Raw genomic sequence first — 14,820 nt, 5'->3', positions numbered from 1 at the left:
GCTCTTTGCAAGGACATTTCGCGCCTCCGGTGTTTGGATCTGGGTCATCCAAAACGCTCCGCCCAAGCGGACATAAAATGAGAGGAACGCTTAGATGCGTGTCGGTTGCCCGAAGGAAATCAAGAATCATGAATATCGTGTCGGCCTGACACCTGCTTCGGTTCGTGAATATGTCGCCCATGGCCATGACGTCTGGGTCGAGACAAAGGCAGGCGCCGGCATCGGTGCCGATGACGCCTCCTATATCGCCGCTGGCGCGAGGATCGCCGCCTCGGCCAAGGATATCTTCGAGAAGTGCGACATGGTCGTGAAGGTCAAGGAGCCGCAGCCCTCGGAATGGGTGCAGCTTCGCGACGGCCAACTTCTCTATACCTATCTCCACCTCGCGCCCGATCCAGAGCAGACCAGGGGCCTGCTCGCGTCCGGCGTCACCGCGATCGCCTATGAAACCGTTACCGACGAGCGCGGCGGTCTGCCGCTGCTTGCCCCGATGTCTGAAGTCGCGGGACGCCTGTCGATCCAGGCGGGGGCCACGGCGCTTCAAAAGGCCAATGGCGGCCTCGGCATCTTGCTCGGCGGCGTTCCCGGCGTGCTGCCGGCCAAGGTCGCAATCATCGGCGGCGGCGTCGTTGGCCTGCATGCGGCCAAGATGGCAGCCGGCCTGGGCGCCGATGTCAGTATCCTCGACAAGTCGCTGCCGCGCCTGCGCCAGCTCGACGACATTTTCGGCGGGCGCATCCACACGCGTTATTCCAGTATCCAGGCACTGGAGGAAGAGGTCTTCACCGCCGATCTCGTCATCGGCGCCGTGCTCATTCCTGGTGCGGCCGCACCAAAGCTCGTCACCCGCGAAATGCTGTCCGGCATGAAGAATGGCTCAGTCATCGTCGATGTCGCGATCGACCAGGGCGGCTGCTTCGAAACCTCGCATGCGACGACGCATTCCGAGCCGACCTACGAGGTCGAAGGCGTGGTGCACTACTGCGTCGCCAACATGCCGGGTGCGGTTCCTGTCACCTCCGCGCATGCGCTGAACAACGCAACGCTCGTCCATGGCCTGGCGCTTGCCGACCGCGGCCTGCGCGCCATCGCTGAGGACAAGCATCTGCGCAACGGTCTTAACGTCCACAGAGGCCGCATCACCAACAAGCCGGTCGCCGACGCGCTGGGTTATGAAGCCCACGCAGCGGAAAGCGTATTGAACGTAGCGTAATTCCCATCACGCTGCGTTAGATGAAGGCGCTGGTCTCGCTGAAGGCCGGCGCTTTTTGCTTGTCGATCCGGCACTGGAAGCAATTGTTGCGCGCCGAGCGCACATGCACGTATGCGATCTCCGGGCGCTTCAGCAGCTCTTCGGCATAGCCCGGAATATCGGTGGTCGCGGTGACGGCCCCGGTGCCATAGACAATTCGATTGTTCTCGCCATAGCCGCGCACGATAAAGTCCCGGCTCGTCTTCAGCACCGGCGGCAGCTCTTCCTCCGCTTTATAACGCTCGCACCGCTTCTTGTGCAGGAAGATCGGGCCGGTCTCGGCATAGGGCTGCAATTCCGGAAACGGGCGGTAGGCGAAAACAAGAAGCAAGTCGCCGGCATCGATATTCTTCAGGCAATGACGGCAGGGATGCCCCGGTCCATCGGAAACCATCGTTTCCGGCAGATTGTCATAGCCATCGCGGCCGCCGGTCCAAAGGTGCTCGGCATCGGCGGTCGGCATGGCGGAAAAACGGATGGCTGACATGGCAAATCTCCTTAGTGATTGCCATGAAATGCGCTTTTAGAGCCGGTCAAACCACCCGATTCCTGCCGGCTCAGCTCTTCCTGGCAATCTCCAGCAGTTCCTTGTCGCTGAGCGGCCGGACGATGCCGGTGCCGGTTGAGACGGGAGAGAAGCCGAACATCTGATAGAGCTGTAGGGCGCGCGGATGGTCGAGGTTGTTGGTCGTTGTCGTGACGCGCGTTGGGTTCAGCGTCCAGATCGCGTAGAGCGCCTGCAGCAGGAACCACTTGCCGATGCCGAGGCCGAGCGCGTGCTCGATCAGGCCGAAATGGCAAAGTTCGATCGTATCCTCGTCCTCGCAGAAATACTCGTAGAAGCCGGCAGGCGCGCCGTTGACATAGAGCACGCTGATATTGTTGCGCTTGTCGTGCAGAGTTTCCGTAAGCACCTCGTCGCTCATCCGCAGCCGGTCCACCCATTGCCAGCGGGCGCCGACCTGGCGGTAGAGATAGCGGTAGAACGGCAGCGGAATGCCCGGCGCACGCATGATCGCCGTCTGGATGTTGACCGGCACCGGTAGGCTTGCCTTGGGCGGCGCCGTCATTTCCAGCCGGGTGATATGCGCCGTGAGCGAGGAGGGGGACTTCGCCATGGTGCGTCTCAGACCTTGATCGGGTCGGGCGGGCCGGTCACCACCGGGGTATCGTCGCGGCTGCCCCACTCGCTCCACGAGCCGTCATAGAGCTTGTTGTCGGTATGGCCGATCGATTCGAGCGCCAGCGTGATGATCGCGGCCGTAATCCCCGAGCCGCAGGAGGTGACGACCGGTTTCGAAAGGTCGATCCCGGCACCCTCGATGGTCTGCTTCAGCTCCGGCAGCGATTTGAAACGGCCCTGATTGGCAAAAACGCCGGAGGGCAGGCTGCGGGCGCCGGGCATATGGCCGGAGCGCATGCCGGCCCGCGGCTCCGGCTCGGTGGCGGCGAAACGTCCTGCACTGCGCGCATCGGCGATCTGCAGCGCGCCGCTGGAAACGATGTCTCGCATGGTTTCGAGGGAAACGACACGGCCTGCATCATAATTCGTCTTGAAGGTCGTCGGCTTATAGTTCGGGACATCCGTTCTCAGCGGTCGGCCCTCCGCCTTCCAGCCGTCGAGTCCGCCGTCGAGAACGAAGACGTTTTTCGCGCCCATGACGCGGAAGAGCCACCAGACGCGCGGCGAGGCGAACATGCCGATACCATCATAGACGACGATACGGTCCGTCTCGCTGATGCCGAGCTTGCCGGCTTCTTCGGCGAAATAATCCGGCGAGGGGATGGTATGCGGCAGCCCGGTGGAATGATCCGCGATCTTGTCTTGGTCGAAGCGGATCGCGCCCGGAATATGGCCACTTGCATATTCGGCGTCCGCGTCGCGATTCTGCGCCGGGAGATAGAAGGAGGCATCCAGCACGCGCAGGTCCGGCTTTCCGAGCTCGCCCTGCAGCCAATCGGCCGAGACGACGAAACGGCTCTTCTCTTCGCTCATTCTGATCTCTCCCTGATTGTCTTAGGCTTCGTTGCCGGGTACGCCGAAGCGGATGCGGAAGCGGCGGTTCTCCTTACCCTTCTTCTCGATCTTGGCAATGTGGACCTGACCGACTTCCTGCGTTTCGGAGACATGTGTGCCGCCGCAGGGCTGGCTGTCAATCGCCGAGTTTTCGCCGATGCAGACGAGGCTGACGCGGCCAAGTCCCATCGGCGGGCGCACGTTCTTCGATTTCACGATGCCGGGGTTCGCAGCCAGCTCCTCGTCGGTGATCCACTGCACATAGACCGGGTAGTTCTGGGCGACGAGTTCCATCATCTTCGCCGTCACCTCGTCCTTGTCGATCGTCTCGCTCATGTCGAAATCGATGCGGCTCTCGTCCTCGCCAACAGCGGCACCCGTGATCGGATAGGAACAGACGACCGAAAGCAGGTGGCAGGCTGTGTGCATGCGCATCAGCCGGTAGCGGCGCGGCCAGTCGACATGCAGGACGAGCCTTTCGCCGATTACCGGCTGCGGCTGGCCCGCAGACGGGACGTGGACGACGATATCCTTGGTCGCCCCGTGCTTCGTCGGGCCAAGTTCGATCTTCGAACCGTCGGCGCGCTCGAGAAAACCGGTATCGCCCGGTTGGCCGCCGGACGCTGCATAAAAGCAGGTCTGATCCAGCTCGATGCCCCCGCCTTCGTGGATGGCGGTGACCACCGCCTCGCATGTCGATAGATAGAAATCGTCACGATAGAGGGCATTGACTGGCATGGGTCTCACGCTGCTGGTTCGTAAGGTATCTTTATGTCCTGCGACGTGGTCAGCCACGTGGGAACGGGCAGGCCCTTTGAGGTCAGGAAATCGGGGTTGAAAAGCTTTGACTGGTAGCGGTTGCCGTAGTCGCAAAGGATCGTCACCACGGTGTGACCCGGGCCAAGATCCTTCGCAAGACGTACCGCACCGGCAATATTGATTCCCGTCGAACCGCCGAGGCAGAGCCCTTCGTGTTCGACGAGATCGAAGACATAGGGCAGCGCTTCGGCGTCGGAAATCTGATAGGCGAAATCCGGCGTGAAGCCTTCGAGATTGGCCGTGATGCGGCCCTGGCCGATGCCCTCGGTGATCGAGGAGCCGGAGGATTTCAATTCACCGTTCTTGTAGAACTCGTAAAGTGCTGCCCCCTCAGGATCGGCGATGCCGATCTTGACGTCGTTGCGGAACGCCTTGAGGCCGGCCGCGACGCCCGCAAGCGTGCCTCCCGAGCCGACGGCGCTGACGAAACCGTCGACCTTGCCGTCGGTATCCTTCCAGATTTCCGCGGCCGTGGTCTCGATGTGCGCCTGGCGGTTCGCGACATTGTCGAACTGGTTCGCCCAGATGGCGCCGTTCGGATCGGACTTCGCCAGCTGTTCTGCCAGGCGACCGGAAACCTTCACATAGTTGTTGGGGTTCTTGTAAGGCACGGCAGGCACTTCGACGAGTTCGGCGCCGAGCAACTTCAGCGCGTCTTTCTTCTCCTGGCTCTGCGTTTCCGGGATGACGATCACCGTGCGGTAGCCGAGCGCGTTGGCGACGACCGCCAGCCCGATGCCGGTATTGCCGGCAGTGCCCTCGACAATCACGCCGCCCGGCCTCAGCAGCCCCTTCTTCTCGGCATCGCGGATGATGTAGAGCGCGGCGCGGTCCTTCACCGACTGGCCGGGGTTCAGGAACTCCGCCTTGCCGAGGATGGTGCAGCCGGTCGCTTCGGATGCGCCCTTGAGCTTGATGAGCGGAGTGTTGCCGATCGCCTCGATGACGGATGGGTGGAAGGTCATGGAATCTGCCTCTGTGGAACTGGTAGTTTAGGAACGGTCTTTTCCCTTCACAAGGCTGGGTTGGCAAGAAATGCTATTCCATGGCCCCGCCTGCGACGATAAAATTAGACTTCCGCTTTCAAAAATCCCGCGTGACTTGCAATTTGCGTCGGGCTGCCCGCCTCAAGCACACCAAAACCCTCGACGGGATCATCGGCGGCCCGATCGGCTGAAATGAGCCACAATAGCGTGATAGAGGCATGAATCCGGGAGGCAGCGAGAAACTTCCGGTCCTGGTTTTGTGCTGAATCGGCAGTCTGGAGGAAGTCAATCATGCGTGATTTCATCGCCCGTCCCGAACATGGCATCGCCTGGATTTCCGGCGCGAATTCAGGCATCGGACGGGCATTGGCGCTGAAACTGGCAGGCGAGGGATACAAAGTCGCCGTCACCGCGGGCAATCATGAAGAGCTGGCCGAACTTCAGACCGAAGCAAGCGGCCTTTCCGGCAGCATCGTCGTTCTCGATGGCGACGTGACCGATCCCGAGGATATGGAGCATGTGCTCGCCTCGATCGAATACGAGCACGGCGCGCTCGCCCTGGCGATCTTCAATACCGGCATTTACCAGCCTGTGCATGCCGAGGAATTGAACCGGGCGGATTTCGAGAAAAGCTTCGCCGTCAACCTCTGCGGTGTCGTCAATTGCCTCCTGCCTGCCATCCGGCACATGAAGGCCAAGGGGCAGGGGCAGATCGCCATCGTTTCTTCCGCCGCCGGCTATCGCGGCCTGCCCACGAGCGCGGCCTATGGCGCCACCGAGGCGGCGCTGATCAACATGGCCGAAAGCCTGAAATTCGATCTCGACAAGATGGGCATCCGCATCCAGATCATCTGCCCCGGCTTTGCCGATATGCCGGCAGGCCTCGAGAACAGCTTCCCGATGCCGCCGCTCGTGTCGCCTGCTGAAGCCGCCGAGCAGATTGCGGCAGGCCTCAAATCCAGTCGCTTCGAAGTCAGTTTTCCGAAGCGCTTCACCTATATGCTGAAACTCCTCCGGCTGATGCCCTACGGCCTCTACTTCCGGCTGGTGAATCGTTCGGCGCGCTGGTGGAAGCATCCGCCCCCTTCGTCCGGCCACCATCCGGCGACACCGCATCCTGCGGAGTGATTGGGGTAACGTGTCTCAGCGCAAGCCTGCGAGCCGGTTCACGAAGAACCGGCTCATTCAATTGATCAGTTGATACTGATGAAATCTGGCTCCCCGTGCCGAACGAAACTGCGACTTTGTGTCGTCGATTCGTTATTCTCCTACTACCCTAGATTGATGCCTCTGGTGCAGAGCGAGACCGTGACCGGGCCGATTGGATTCGCGCTTACCGTTGTCCGAAACCTTTTCTTAAAGCGCGCGCTGTCGCCCTTGCCCGGAAGAAGGGTAAGATTCGGACAAAGACCTGACCGTAGCGTAGAATCGGCGATCTTTGCGGATGCTCTCGACTGAATGCGGTGATTGGCGGCATTAATATCCGCAGTTTTTGCGGTGATTGAACTTGCCTTTGCGGAGAATAGTTGCCATTTTCACCGCCAGAGGTGCGGAGAATGGCGACGTATATCCACCAGCGAGAAGATTGGCCCAAGTTTTATTGGAACACCGATGCGCTTGCAGGCCAGCTTGCGGCTGTTCGCCATCGGCAAGGCGTCTGTTTGGTCGGATGGAGGCACTTGGCTTTGACCTGCGCGCCGAAGCGGTTCTCCAGACCCTGACCGAAGACGTCCTGAAATCCAGCGAGATCGAAGGCGAGACCCTCGACAAGGAGCAGGTTCGCTCCTCGATCGCACGGCGTCTCGGCATGGATATCGGCGCACTTGCTCCCGTTGATCGTAACGTCGAGGGTGTCGTCGAAATGATGCTTGACGCCACTCAGAATTATCAGGGCCGTCTTTCCGACGAACGTCTCTTCGCATGGCACGCCGCCCTTTTTCCTACAGGCCGCAGCGGCATGACGAAGATTGTCGTCGGTGCATGGCGCTGCGAAGCTTCAGGACCGATGCAGGTGGTGTCCGGGCCGGTTGGCAGGGAGAAGGTCCACTACGAGGCACCGGCAGCCGAGCGACTGTTGAACGAGATGGCGGCCTTCCTCGACTGGTTTAACAGCGACCTGCGGCTCGACCCAGTTCTGAAGGCTGCGATCGCCCATCTGTGGTTCGTGACGATCCATCCCTTTGATGATGGCAATGGTCGCATCGCGCGTGCCATCGCCGATATGGCGCTTGCTCGATCCGAGAGCAATCAGCAGCGTTTCTACAGCATGTCCGCTCAAATCCATCTGGAGCGAACGGACTATTATGCCATTCTGGAGAGAACCCAGAAGGGTGACGTCGATATCACCGAATGGCTGCAGTGGGTTTTTGACATGTCTCGATCGTGCTTTTGACGGTGCCGAGCAGATTCTTGCGAATGTGCTTCGCAAGGCGCGTTTTTGGGAGGCGATTGCAGGAGAGACGATCAGCGAACGCCAGCGTAAAGTCATCAATCGCTTGCTGGATGGTTTCGACGGCAAGCTGACCTCCTCGAAATGGGCGGTGTTGACGAAGACGTCGCCGGATACCGCGCTCCGCGACATCAATGACCTTGTGACGCGCAGCATCCTGGTGAAAGATGAGGGCGGAGGCCGCAGCACGAGCTATTCGCTGGCAGAGATCGGTGGGGCTTGAAGTCCCGGAAGGCTCCGAGGATTGTAGGCTATCTCGAAGCACACAGGCAATGTGGTTATTCCGTCTTGTTCGCATGGCAATGAAGGTCGCGCAAGGATGGTATTGGATCTCCGACGGAACCGGACGCCAGCCGCTAGCGGCACCACATGACCTGAAACCCGGTACCGGTTCTGATGCCGAACGCAACCTGCCAAAACTTTCCACTCTCGCGCGCGCCGGCATCGGCTCGCTGCTGCTTGCGGCACGGGTGCGGACCGCGCCGCCTTCATCGCGACGCTGAGCATCACGGCCTTATGCCGCGCGCGGCATAAGGCCGTTTATGCCGACCGTCGAACTATGCCGATTAATCAAGTTTTTGCCAACGTTTTCTGTAACATAGCGGTAGCCGAATAGGCATAGCGTAGGGTCTCTCCGTCGCAATTGACGCGAAGGAGAGGACACATGAACGCAAGTGACTATTTGAAGCGCAGCGCACTGTATCGGAAGCTAGTCTACGGTCCATATCGGGAGTTTGCGCGCGTTTACGCCGCCAAAATGTCGAACGAAGGCTTGGGTCGGCAATGCACCTGGCGCTCGCTGAGCCTGTTTCGAGACCTGATGGACTGGCATGTTGGCAATGGACATGATCCGCAGGATTTAAGCGAAGTTCATGTCGATCGTTTTCTTGAGCATCGTTTCAAACACTGGAGTCCCGACACAGGCGACCGATCGGCGCTCCGACGCTTGCTTTCTGCTCTACGGCAAGAGGGCTTAATACCAGCCGCCCTCCCGGTTGAGCGCACAGAGCACGAGCAGATTGTCGATGTATTCGCGGCATATCTGTCGAATGAGAGAGGGCTCGCCGTCTCGACGGTGAGAAGCCACAAGCTGCTGTCACATCGATTTCTGCGGGAGGTCTGTCCTGCCGGCGTAGATGGGTTTGCAGCGCTCACCCCGGAGATCGTCATCGGTTATGTCGAGCGACATGCGCTCGATGGCTCCGCCGACAGTGGCAAAGCCCTGTGCGTGGTGGTACGTGCCTTCCTGCGCTACTTGCATTTGAAGGGCTTCATTTCGACGGCGTTGGCCGATTGCGTGCCGTCCATCCGCCGCTGGCGACTTGCCGGCCTTCCAACATTCCTGCCGCCAGAGAAGGTCCAGAAGGTTCTCGATGCCTGTGATCGAACGACGGCAATGGGTTATCGGGACTATGCGGTTCTGATGCTCCTGGCCAAGCTCGGTTTGCGCGCCAGCGAAGTTGCCACCCTCAATCTTGACGATATCGACTGGCAGTCGGGCACGATTCTCGTGCACGGTAAGGGGCGGCGGCAAGCGATTATGCCGCTACGTCACGACGTCGGAACAGCTATCGTGGCTTATATCCGGCATGGGCGGCCCGCTTCAGCGTGTCGGCGCGTTTTCTTGCGAACACTTGCGCCGCACGTGGGTTTTGCCTCCGGCTGCGCCATCACGATGATCGCGAAGCAAGCACTCGAACGGGCAGGCATTGACGGCTATGCGCATCACGGTGCCCACCTTTTCCGCCACAGCCTCGCGACCGACCTTTTGCGGTCGGGCGCCAGCTTTGCCGAGATCGGCCAACTGCTCCGCCATCGAAGCATCGACAGTACAAGGATCTATGCCAAGCTCGATATTGAGAAGCTGCGTGAACTGAGCCTACCCTGGCCGGGAGGTCTCCAATGAGCCGGCTTCGCACTGCGCTCAAGCGCTATGTCGGCATGCGCCAAGGGTTGGGATACAAATACGACGGTCCGGCACGACGGTTGGCGGCATTCGTCACCTTCATGGAAGCCCGCGGCGCCGATACCATCACGACTGACCTGGCAATGGAATGGGTGACGTTGATGGGCCGACAGCCGAGTTGGTCCATCCGCCTGGCTGATGTGCGCTGCTTTGCCCAGCACCTCACTCATTTCGATCCTCTGACGGAAGTGCCACCAAGCGACGCTGTGCCGCCGGCACGGCGGACAAAGCCCTACATCTATAGCGAGATCGAGATTCAGGCGCTTCTGGCGGCAGCACTTTCGCTGCCGCCGGCCGGTGCCCTTCGACGCTGGACATATCACTGCCTGTTCGGACTGATAGCGGTGGCCGGACTGCGCCATTCCGAAGCGCTCGGCCTGCTCCGGGCCGACGTCGATCTCGACCAGGGCGTCCTCACTATCCGAGAGACAAAGTTCGGCAAGTCACGGCTGGTCCCGCTGCATGCCACAACAATCGGTGTCCTTTCAGACTATGCCGCCCGACGCGATGCACACCTTGGTACGCCGCGCAGTCCCTATTTCTTCGTCGCCGAACAGGGCGGCAGATTGCTGCATCAATACGTGCATCGCGTGTTCTGGCGACTATCCCGGCAAATCGGATTACGGCAGGAGGGGAATCGCGATGGCCCACGGATTCATGATCTTCGTCACCGTTTCGCCGTCCAGACCCTGATCAACTGGCATCGCGCTGGCGAAGATGTGGAACGCGAGCTGCCGGTTCTCTCGACCTTCCTCGGCCATGCCAATGTTCGCGACACCTACTGGTACCTGTCCGCCGCGCCGGAACTGATGAACCATGCCGTACGGCGATTGGATAAGCGCTGGGAGGTTCGGTCATGAGACGCACAAACGACCTGGCCGTGCTGATCGAGCGGTGGTTCACAGATCGGCTCATGAAGCATCGAGGTGTAAGTTCCAACACCATTGCCTCCTATCGCGACACCTTCAGGCTCCTGTTTGCGTTCGCACAGACGCGCCTTGGGAGATCCCCATCTCAGTTGACACTGCGCGATTTGGACGCTCCTTTCATCGGCGCATTCCTGGAGGATCTTGAGACGAAGAGATCCGCCTCGGTGAGGACCCGGAATCTCCGCCTCACAGCCATCCGATCTTTCTTCCGATATGCGGCGTTCGAGGAGCCGGCACATAGCGCCCACATTCAGCGGGTGCTCGCGATCCCCAGCAAGCGATGTGACAAGCGGCAGCTTCAGTTTCTAACCAGGCTCGAGATTGAAGCGATCCTGGACTGCACGGATCGAAGCACGTGGCTGGGACGCCGCGATTACACTCTGCTATTGCTGGCTGCGCAAACGGGGCTGCGGGTCTCGGAGATCATCGATCTTGACCGAGACTCCGTAATGCTCGCCCAGGGTGCGCATGTGCAATGCGTCGGCAAGGGCCGTAAAGAGCGAAGTACGCCGCTCACAAAGGTTGCACAGCAAGCCCTCCGGCGTTGGCTCAAGGAACCAAGGAAGCGAGGCGCAACGGCTCTCTTTCCGAATATGCACGGTGGCAGGCTCAGCGCCGACGGCGTGCAGGCACTTCTGAACAAATATGTCGCCAAAGCGCGCGAGCACTGCGTCTCCCTTCGCTCAAAGCGGGTATCGCCCCATGTCTTGCGGCACAGCGCTGCCATGGAGTTGCTACAGGCGGGCGTCGATTGCTCGGTCATTGCCCTGTGGCTGGGCCATGAGGCGATGGAAACGACGCTGACCTATCTTCATGCACATCTTGAACTAAAGGAATCCGCGCTCGCAAAGCTGAAGCCGTACGAACGCGCCAAGGCCGAGCGATTTCGACCAAACGACTGGCTTCTGGAATTCCTGAATGCCCTCTGAGCATGAGAACTATGCCGAGTATCAATGACAAGTCTCCAACCGAAACGGCGAGAGAAGCGCGTTTCAACTGGTATGTTGGAAGAGGTGCTCGGCATAGTTCGACGGTCGGCATAAACAGCAAAGCTCAACGACATCGATCCGTAAGCTTGGCTCGCCGACGTGCTCGCCCGCATCGCCGATCATCCGGTCAGCAAGATTGACGAGCTTCGGAACTGGAAAGCGAAAAACGCTGCTATCGCGGCGGCCGCGTAAACAACGCCCGAAAGAGCTCCTCCGAGCGCTGGAGCCCTTCGTCCGTCAAGATCAATGACTTCGTTTTGTTCGCCGGATCGCCGATCAGGCCCTTCTTGAATAAGCGATCTGTTGCATTCCAATCAAAACTCTTCCACGCCCGACGCCCGTCATGCAGCGTCAGCCATAGTAGTGCAAGGACAGCGTCGTCGATCTTGTCCTCATCGATGTCCATGCCTCGATGATAACATGCCCGCGACCCAATATCATACGGCCTTCAGCGTATGCGTACTAAGGAGCCGGCTTTTTCCGCTGTCGCAAAGGAAATATCGATGGCCAATGATATCGGGCAGACCCTGAGATCGGCTCCTACCGGTAATCATCACGATCGCCTCTGGACGATGATGCCCCTTCCAATCTGTCCAGCATCTGCAAGAGAAGGTCGGCGCAAACCTTTGTCGGTTCGTCATCGGCACACTTGATGTCGATTTCAACGTCTCCATCCTGGATGTGAAAATGCGCGGCCTTTGATGGGGGAGGAGGCGGCGGACGATCACGCATTCGTCCCCTGCGCCAACCAAGACGAGGACGATCCTCATCTGAGGGAGCTGCTTGCTGACCGGGCGGAGTGGATTCAGGCGCCGCTGTTGCGTTGTCTGGCGGCCGTGGCGTGTCGGTGGGCTGCTGGGCAAAGCTCGCGCCGGCAGTCAATGCCAAGGCAACGGCTGCAATGGAAAGGATGGGTTTCATGACTGATCCTCGGATTTCGCACGTGAAGGAACGCGTCGCACCGAGGTTGGTTGCAACGATACTTTTAAGGGCTAAATGACGAACGCTGATGACGATGTATTGGCAGGCCGTCGGCGCGAATGCCGGCGACTTTTAAGATTATGCGATGCAGTTCTCGGGCAACGTAGGCCTATAAACGCGTCTTTTGGTGTTCGACATATAGGTCTTGAGGCGCTTCAAACCCTCAGATACCGCGGATAGTCCTTCGAGCCTTCTGAGCCGGCGTAGGAAGCGACAGGAAGGCCGATATAAAGTCCTGCTGCAAGGTGCTCGCCACGTTTGTGAAGGCCGTGCGAGATATATTCCTGCACAAAATCGGAGCCAACAGCAGGAGTTTAATCACCAACAGGAAATAAGTAGTAGGAATAAAATGAGGAGCCGATTCAATCAAGAACCGACTCCTGCAATAGCATCAACCACTTAGGTTGGAAATCTGGCTCCCCGGGCCGGATTCGAACCGGCGACCTGTCGATTAACAGTCGAATGCTCTACCGCTGAGCTACCAGGGATCACCGCTTGGCGCGGCGTGAGTGGGCTAATACAAATGCTTGTTCGATTTGCCAAGCAGTTTTTTCAAAAAAATGACATCCGCTTGCATTTGCAGCGTTTGTTCCCATCTCCTGTGCATGACTGACGGGACAGACAATAGCACAAACACGCGCGAAAAGCGCTTCGGCATCGATCATACAACGGGAAAGCTCGTTCTCGGTTCCCTGCACATCCCTCTGCCGCGCTCGCGGATTGCCCGTGTGTTCATAGGCGTCCTGCTGATCTTCTGCGGTCTCCTGGGCTTTCTGCCTGTTCTCGGCTTCTGGATGATACCGCTCGGCTTCATCGTTCTCTCGCACGACCTCCCGTTCGCCCGCAGATGGCGCCGCCGATTCTCCATCTGGTGGCACAGACGGAACACGTCCGCAGGCTGATGGAGCAGCCAAGGAAAAGAGCGTGTGAAGAACGGTTCGGAACACCGTTCAGAAGTTGCCGGGGACATTTTTTAGAAATGGCCTCTTGCGATTTTTCTAGGATGGTTCTAAACGCTCGCCACGGTTCGATTACTTGAACCTGTGAGGCCTCGTGGCGGAGTGGTGACGCAGAGGACTGCAAATCCCTAGCACATCCAATAAAATCAATGACCGTTCTGAATAAGCGCCATCATTTCAGGCGTTTTTCTTCGTTTTCCGACCATTGTTTTCATTCAGATTTTTCGGCTGTTCAGAATGGCCGAAACGCTTTTTTGTGGCTTCCAAGACGCGCTTTTCCGTCTCCTTCGCATAGCCACGATAGGCCGCCGAGGTCTTGTGCTTTGACAGCACTCGGCCCTGTCCTTCGGTGAGGCCGCTCTCCTCCAATTCCGTCATGCCGCCATGCCTGCACTTGTCCAGGCTGAAGGACGGTGCATCTAGCTTTCCTTCGTCCCGGAGCTTGTCCGCCATCTCGCGAACCTCGCGTGCGAGGAATGTGCCATCCCCGAATAGCTGCCCGTTCTTCTTGCAGACGATCGACGTCCCGTAGCGTGGCGTTTTGGCGAGAACCTTCTCGGCTTCCTCGTACAGCGGGATAACGGATTCATCCCCCGTGTCTTCATCGATTTCGATATATTCGAGCGGGTGAAGCGCCAGCTCATCCGTCTTTCGGTGCTTCAGGCGAATCTTGTCTGGATGGTCGGATGCCCGATAGCCGGTCCAGGGCGCATAGCCAGCGCCGATCGAGGATGGCCGCATAAGCCACTCGAATGCCAGCACCGCGGCTGCCGCCAATTCCCCGCGCCCTTTCTCGATCGCACCATTGGCGAAGGCATAGACAGCTTCGCGATCCACATGGCCCTTGGTGTTTTTCTTTCGTCGCTTAAGCGTGACGCCGTCCCATGGGTTCGGCGTACCCACGGCTCTGTCTGGTAGAGATCGTTTTCCGCTCTGGCGTATTTGGAAGCAGTGACCGTCATGCCGCCGCCCTTTCATTCCTCTGCATGCGCAGCGCCATCAGAGGCTCTTGATACCGGCCAGCGTGGACCTTCATCTCACGAACGCCCCAGCAAATCGCCAGCGCGCAGGCTTCGGCCGCATTGTGAGCGAGCGTCTTCTGCGGAGGGAGCTGGATGCCGATGCGCTCGCATTCGGAGACGGCGGCGCTCTTCCAGTCCTTCTTGCCCTTGTTGTCCAGCGGCGGCTTGAAGGTCTGGCCGTAGAGCGCCTTGCGCCAAGTGCCAGGGGGAGCGTGCCCTAGGGAACGCCGAAATTGGCGATCGTCGAGACAATGGCCGTGGTCGCCACCCATGGATAAATGAGTGCGTCGGCGCTGGTGTTGCCGATCTTGGCGAGGGATTGCTCCTCCAGCACCACAAAATCAGGCTTGCCGTGCTCACGTATGAGGGCAGCGACCTTCAAGCCGATCCGGATGGAGATATGCGGCTGGTTCTCCGGCCAATCCCAGGATGCCCCGAGCTCGACCATGGC

The 14,820-nt window shown here is 59.4% G+C and carries 20 protein-coding genes, 1 tRNA gene and 2 pseudogenes; 11 read left to right on the top strand and 12 right to left on the bottom strand.

What is annotated here, in order from left to right; genetic code table 11:
- The first annotated feature begins 94 nt into the window (after positions 1–94).
- The gene (ald, locus tag ACZ9DP_RS26345) at positions 95–1,213 is read left to right on the top strand and encodes an alanine dehydrogenase (protein WP_476204035.1); all 1,119 of its coding nucleotides are present in this window, start codon (positions 95–97) and stop codon (positions 1,211–1,213) included.
- A gap of 16 nt (positions 1,214–1,229) precedes the next feature.
- Here the strand turns inward: ald and ACZ9DP_RS26340 are convergent, their stop codons facing one another.
- The 6 genes from ACZ9DP_RS26340 to ACZ9DP_RS26315 all read right to left on the bottom strand — a co-directional run bounded on the left by ACZ9DP_RS26340 (position 1,230) and on the right by ACZ9DP_RS26315 (position 5,367).
- Positions 1,230–1,739, bottom strand: coding sequence for a DUF1203 domain-containing protein (locus tag ACZ9DP_RS26340; protein ID WP_476204034.1), 510 nt, complete (start codon positions 1,737–1,739; stop codon positions 1,230–1,232).
- A 70-nt stretch (positions 1,740–1,809) separates the two neighbouring features.
- Positions 1,810–2,370, bottom strand: a complete 561-nt coding sequence (locus ACZ9DP_RS26335; protein ID WP_074067688.1) for a GNAT family N-acetyltransferase — start codon at positions 2,368–2,370, stop codon at positions 1,810–1,812.
- An 8-nt stretch (positions 2,371–2,378) separates the two neighbouring features.
- Complete coding sequence (gene sseA / locus ACZ9DP_RS26330; RefSeq protein WP_476204033.1) at positions 2,379–3,248, bottom strand: 3-mercaptopyruvate sulfurtransferase; 870 nt, start codon at positions 3,246–3,248, stop codon at positions 2,379–2,381.
- A 21-nt stretch (positions 3,249–3,269) separates the two neighbouring features.
- Positions 3,270–4,007 (bottom strand): alanyl-tRNA editing protein, encoded by a 738-nt coding sequence (locus ACZ9DP_RS26325; protein ID WP_194729525.1) that lies wholly within the window; start codon positions 4,005–4,007, stop codon positions 3,270–3,272.
- A gap of 5 nt (positions 4,008–4,012) precedes the next feature.
- Positions 4,013–5,053 (bottom strand): cysteine synthase A, encoded by a 1,041-nt coding sequence (locus ACZ9DP_RS26320; protein WP_194729526.1) that lies wholly within the window; start codon positions 5,051–5,053, stop codon positions 4,013–4,015.
- Between the two features lie 104 nt (positions 5,054–5,157).
- Positions 5,158–5,367: a hypothetical protein gene (locus tag ACZ9DP_RS26315; protein WP_194729527.1), complete on the bottom strand. Its 210-nt coding sequence runs from the start codon at positions 5,365–5,367 to the stop codon at positions 5,158–5,160.
- Between ACZ9DP_RS26315 and ACZ9DP_RS26310 the strand changes: the two genes are divergently transcribed.
- The 9 genes and pseudogenes from ACZ9DP_RS26310 to ACZ9DP_RS26270 form a co-directional block, all read left to right on the top strand.
- Entirely contained in the window at positions 5,366–6,202 is an 837-nt protein-coding gene (locus ACZ9DP_RS26310; protein WP_476204031.1) for an SDR family NAD(P)-dependent oxidoreductase, read from the top strand. The genes ACZ9DP_RS26315 and ACZ9DP_RS26310 overlap by 2 nt on opposite strands.
- A gap of 428 nt (positions 6,203–6,630) precedes the next feature.
- Positions 6,631–6,824 (top strand): annotated as a pseudogene (locus ACZ9DP_RS26305) (DUF4172 domain-containing protein); the annotation flags it as partial.
- Between the two features lie 57 nt (positions 6,825–6,881).
- Positions 6,882–7,466, top strand: a complete 585-nt coding sequence (locus ACZ9DP_RS26300; RefSeq protein ID WP_476205482.1) for a Fic family protein — start codon at positions 6,882–6,884, stop codon at positions 7,464–7,466.
- Positions 7,441–7,746, top strand: coding sequence for a hypothetical protein (locus ACZ9DP_RS26295; RefSeq protein WP_476204030.1), 306 nt, complete (start codon positions 7,441–7,443; stop codon positions 7,744–7,746). Before ACZ9DP_RS26300 ends, ACZ9DP_RS26295 begins: the two co-directional genes overlap by 26 nt.
- A gap of 49 nt (positions 7,747–7,795) precedes the next feature.
- Positions 7,796–8,026: a hypothetical protein gene (locus tag ACZ9DP_RS26290; RefSeq protein ID WP_476204029.1), complete on the top strand. Its 231-nt coding sequence runs from the start codon at positions 7,796–7,798 to the stop codon at positions 8,024–8,026.
- A gap of 161 nt (positions 8,027–8,187) precedes the next feature.
- Positions 8,188–9,429 (top strand): site-specific integrase, encoded by a 1,242-nt coding sequence (locus tag ACZ9DP_RS26285; RefSeq protein WP_476203221.1) that lies wholly within the window; start codon positions 8,188–8,190, stop codon positions 9,427–9,429.
- The gene (locus ACZ9DP_RS26280; protein ID WP_476203220.1) at positions 9,426–10,349 is read left to right on the top strand and encodes a tyrosine-type recombinase/integrase; all 924 of its coding nucleotides are present in this window, start codon (positions 9,426–9,428) and stop codon (positions 10,347–10,349) included. Before ACZ9DP_RS26285 ends, ACZ9DP_RS26280 begins: the two co-directional genes overlap by 4 nt.
- Entirely contained in the window at positions 10,346–11,347 is a 1,002-nt protein-coding gene (locus tag ACZ9DP_RS26275) for a tyrosine-type recombinase/integrase (RefSeq protein ID WP_476203219.1), read from the top strand. The genes ACZ9DP_RS26280 and ACZ9DP_RS26275 overlap by 4 nt, the downstream gene beginning before the upstream one ends.
- Before the next feature lie 114 nt (positions 11,348–11,461).
- Positions 11,462–11,599: pseudogene (locus ACZ9DP_RS26270) on the top strand (transposase domain-containing protein); the annotation flags it as partial.
- Here ACZ9DP_RS26270 and ACZ9DP_RS26265 read toward each other — a convergent pair.
- The 3 genes from ACZ9DP_RS26265 to ACZ9DP_RS26255 all read right to left on the bottom strand — a co-directional run bounded on the left by ACZ9DP_RS26265 (position 11,580) and on the right by ACZ9DP_RS26255 (position 12,876).
- Positions 11,580–11,813: a DUF6429 family protein gene (locus ACZ9DP_RS26265; RefSeq protein ID WP_194729530.1), complete on the bottom strand. Its 234-nt coding sequence runs from the start codon at positions 11,811–11,813 to the stop codon at positions 11,580–11,582. The pseudogene ACZ9DP_RS26270 and the gene ACZ9DP_RS26265 sit on opposite strands and share 20 nt — an antisense overlap.
- A 134-nt stretch (positions 11,814–11,947) precedes the next feature.
- Positions 11,948–12,328, bottom strand: a complete 381-nt coding sequence (locus tag ACZ9DP_RS26260; RefSeq protein WP_239599040.1) for a hypothetical protein — start codon at positions 12,326–12,328, stop codon at positions 11,948–11,950.
- A gap of 473 nt (positions 12,329–12,801) precedes the next feature.
- Positions 12,802–12,876: transfer RNA gene (locus ACZ9DP_RS26255), tRNA-Asn, on the bottom strand.
- 117 nt (positions 12,877–12,993) lie between these two features.
- Here ACZ9DP_RS26255 and ACZ9DP_RS26250 point away from each other — a divergent pair.
- Positions 12,994–13,290: a hypothetical protein gene (locus ACZ9DP_RS26250; RefSeq protein WP_074067707.1), complete on the top strand. Its 297-nt coding sequence runs from the start codon at positions 12,994–12,996 to the stop codon at positions 13,288–13,290.
- Positions 13,291–13,524: 234 nt separating this feature from the next.
- Here the strand turns inward: ACZ9DP_RS26250 and ACZ9DP_RS26245 are convergent, their stop codons facing one another.
- The 3 genes from ACZ9DP_RS26245 to ACZ9DP_RS26235 are packed head-to-tail and all read right to left on the bottom strand — an operon-like array spanning position 13,525 to position 14,817.
- Positions 13,525–14,250 carry a hypothetical protein gene (locus ACZ9DP_RS26245; RefSeq protein WP_476204028.1) on the bottom strand — a complete coding sequence of 242 codons (726 nt, stop codon included), beginning with the start codon at positions 14,248–14,250 and terminating at the stop codon, positions 13,525–13,527.
- A 55-nt stretch (positions 14,251–14,305) separates the two neighbouring features.
- Positions 14,306–14,641: a hypothetical protein gene (locus ACZ9DP_RS26240; RefSeq protein ID WP_476204027.1), complete on the bottom strand. Its 336-nt coding sequence runs from the start codon at positions 14,639–14,641 to the stop codon at positions 14,306–14,308.
- A complete protein-coding gene (locus tag ACZ9DP_RS26235) occupies positions 14,587–14,817 on the bottom strand; it encodes a hypothetical protein (RefSeq protein WP_476204026.1) in 231 nt (76 codons plus the stop codon). Before ACZ9DP_RS26235 ends, ACZ9DP_RS26240 begins: the two co-directional genes overlap by 55 nt.
- Between the last annotated feature and the right edge of the window lie 3 nt (positions 14,818–14,820).

The organism is Rhizobium sp. USDA 4016, from assembly GCF_056279705.1.
The sequence above is the reverse complement of the archived record's forward strand: the minus strand, read 5'-3'. Positions and strand labels throughout refer to the sequence as shown.

Bases quoted from the DNA above. Each gene is read 5' to 3' on its own strand.
- ald (WP_476204035.1), top strand. From the start codon at position 95: ATGCGTGTCGGTTGCCCGAAGGAAATCAAGAATCATGAATATCGTGTC.
- ACZ9DP_RS26340 (WP_476204034.1), bottom strand. From the start codon at position 1,739: ATGTCAGCCATCCGTTTTTCCGCCATGCCGACCGCCGATGCCGAGCAC.
- ACZ9DP_RS26335 (WP_074067688.1), bottom strand. From the start codon at position 2,370: ATGGCGAAGTCCCCCTCCTCGCTCACGGCGCATATCACCCGGCTGGAA.
- sseA (WP_476204033.1), bottom strand. From the start codon at position 3,248: ATGAGCGAAGAGAAGAGCCGTTTCGTCGTCTCGGCCGATTGGCTGCAG.
- ACZ9DP_RS26325 (WP_194729525.1), bottom strand. From the start codon at position 4,007: ATGCCAGTCAATGCCCTCTATCGTGACGATTTCTATCTATCGACATGC.
- ACZ9DP_RS26320 (WP_194729526.1), bottom strand. From the start codon at position 5,053: ATGACCTTCCACCCATCCGTCATCGAGGCGATCGGCAACACTCCGCTC.
- ACZ9DP_RS26310 (WP_476204031.1), top strand. From the start codon at position 5,366: ATGCGTGATTTCATCGCCCGTCCCGAACATGGCATCGCCTGGATTTCC.
- ACZ9DP_RS26315 (WP_194729527.1), bottom strand. From the start codon at position 5,367: ATGATTGACTTCCTCCAGACTGCCGATTCAGCACAAAACCAGGACCGG.
- ACZ9DP_RS26300 (WP_476205482.1), top strand. From the start codon at position 6,882: ATGGATATCGGCGCACTTGCTCCCGTTGATCGTAACGTCGAGGGTGTC.
- ACZ9DP_RS26290 (WP_476204029.1), top strand. From the start codon at position 7,796: ATGTGGTTATTCCGTCTTGTTCGCATGGCAATGAAGGTCGCGCAAGGA.
- ACZ9DP_RS26285 (WP_476203221.1), top strand. From the start codon at position 8,188: ATGAACGCAAGTGACTATTTGAAGCGCAGCGCACTGTATCGGAAGCTA.
- ACZ9DP_RS26280 (WP_476203220.1), top strand. From the start codon at position 9,426: ATGAGCCGGCTTCGCACTGCGCTCAAGCGCTATGTCGGCATGCGCCAA.
- ACZ9DP_RS26275 (WP_476203219.1), top strand. From the start codon at position 10,346: ATGAGACGCACAAACGACCTGGCCGTGCTGATCGAGCGGTGGTTCACA.
- ACZ9DP_RS26265 (WP_194729530.1), bottom strand. From the start codon at position 11,813: ATGGACATCGATGAGGACAAGATCGACGACGCTGTCCTTGCACTACTA.
- ACZ9DP_RS26260 (WP_239599040.1), bottom strand. From the start codon at position 12,328: ATGAAACCCATCCTTTCCATTGCAGCCGTTGCCTTGGCATTGACTGCC.
- ACZ9DP_RS26250 (WP_074067707.1), top strand. From the start codon at position 12,994: ATGACTGACGGGACAGACAATAGCACAAACACGCGCGAAAAGCGCTTC.
- ACZ9DP_RS26240 (WP_476204027.1), bottom strand. From the start codon at position 14,641: ATGGGTGGCGACCACGGCCATTGTCTCGACGATCGCCAATTTCGGCGT.
- ACZ9DP_RS26235 (WP_476204026.1), bottom strand. From the start codon at position 14,817: ATGGTCGAGCTCGGGGCATCCTGGGATTGGCCGGAGAACCAGCCGCAT.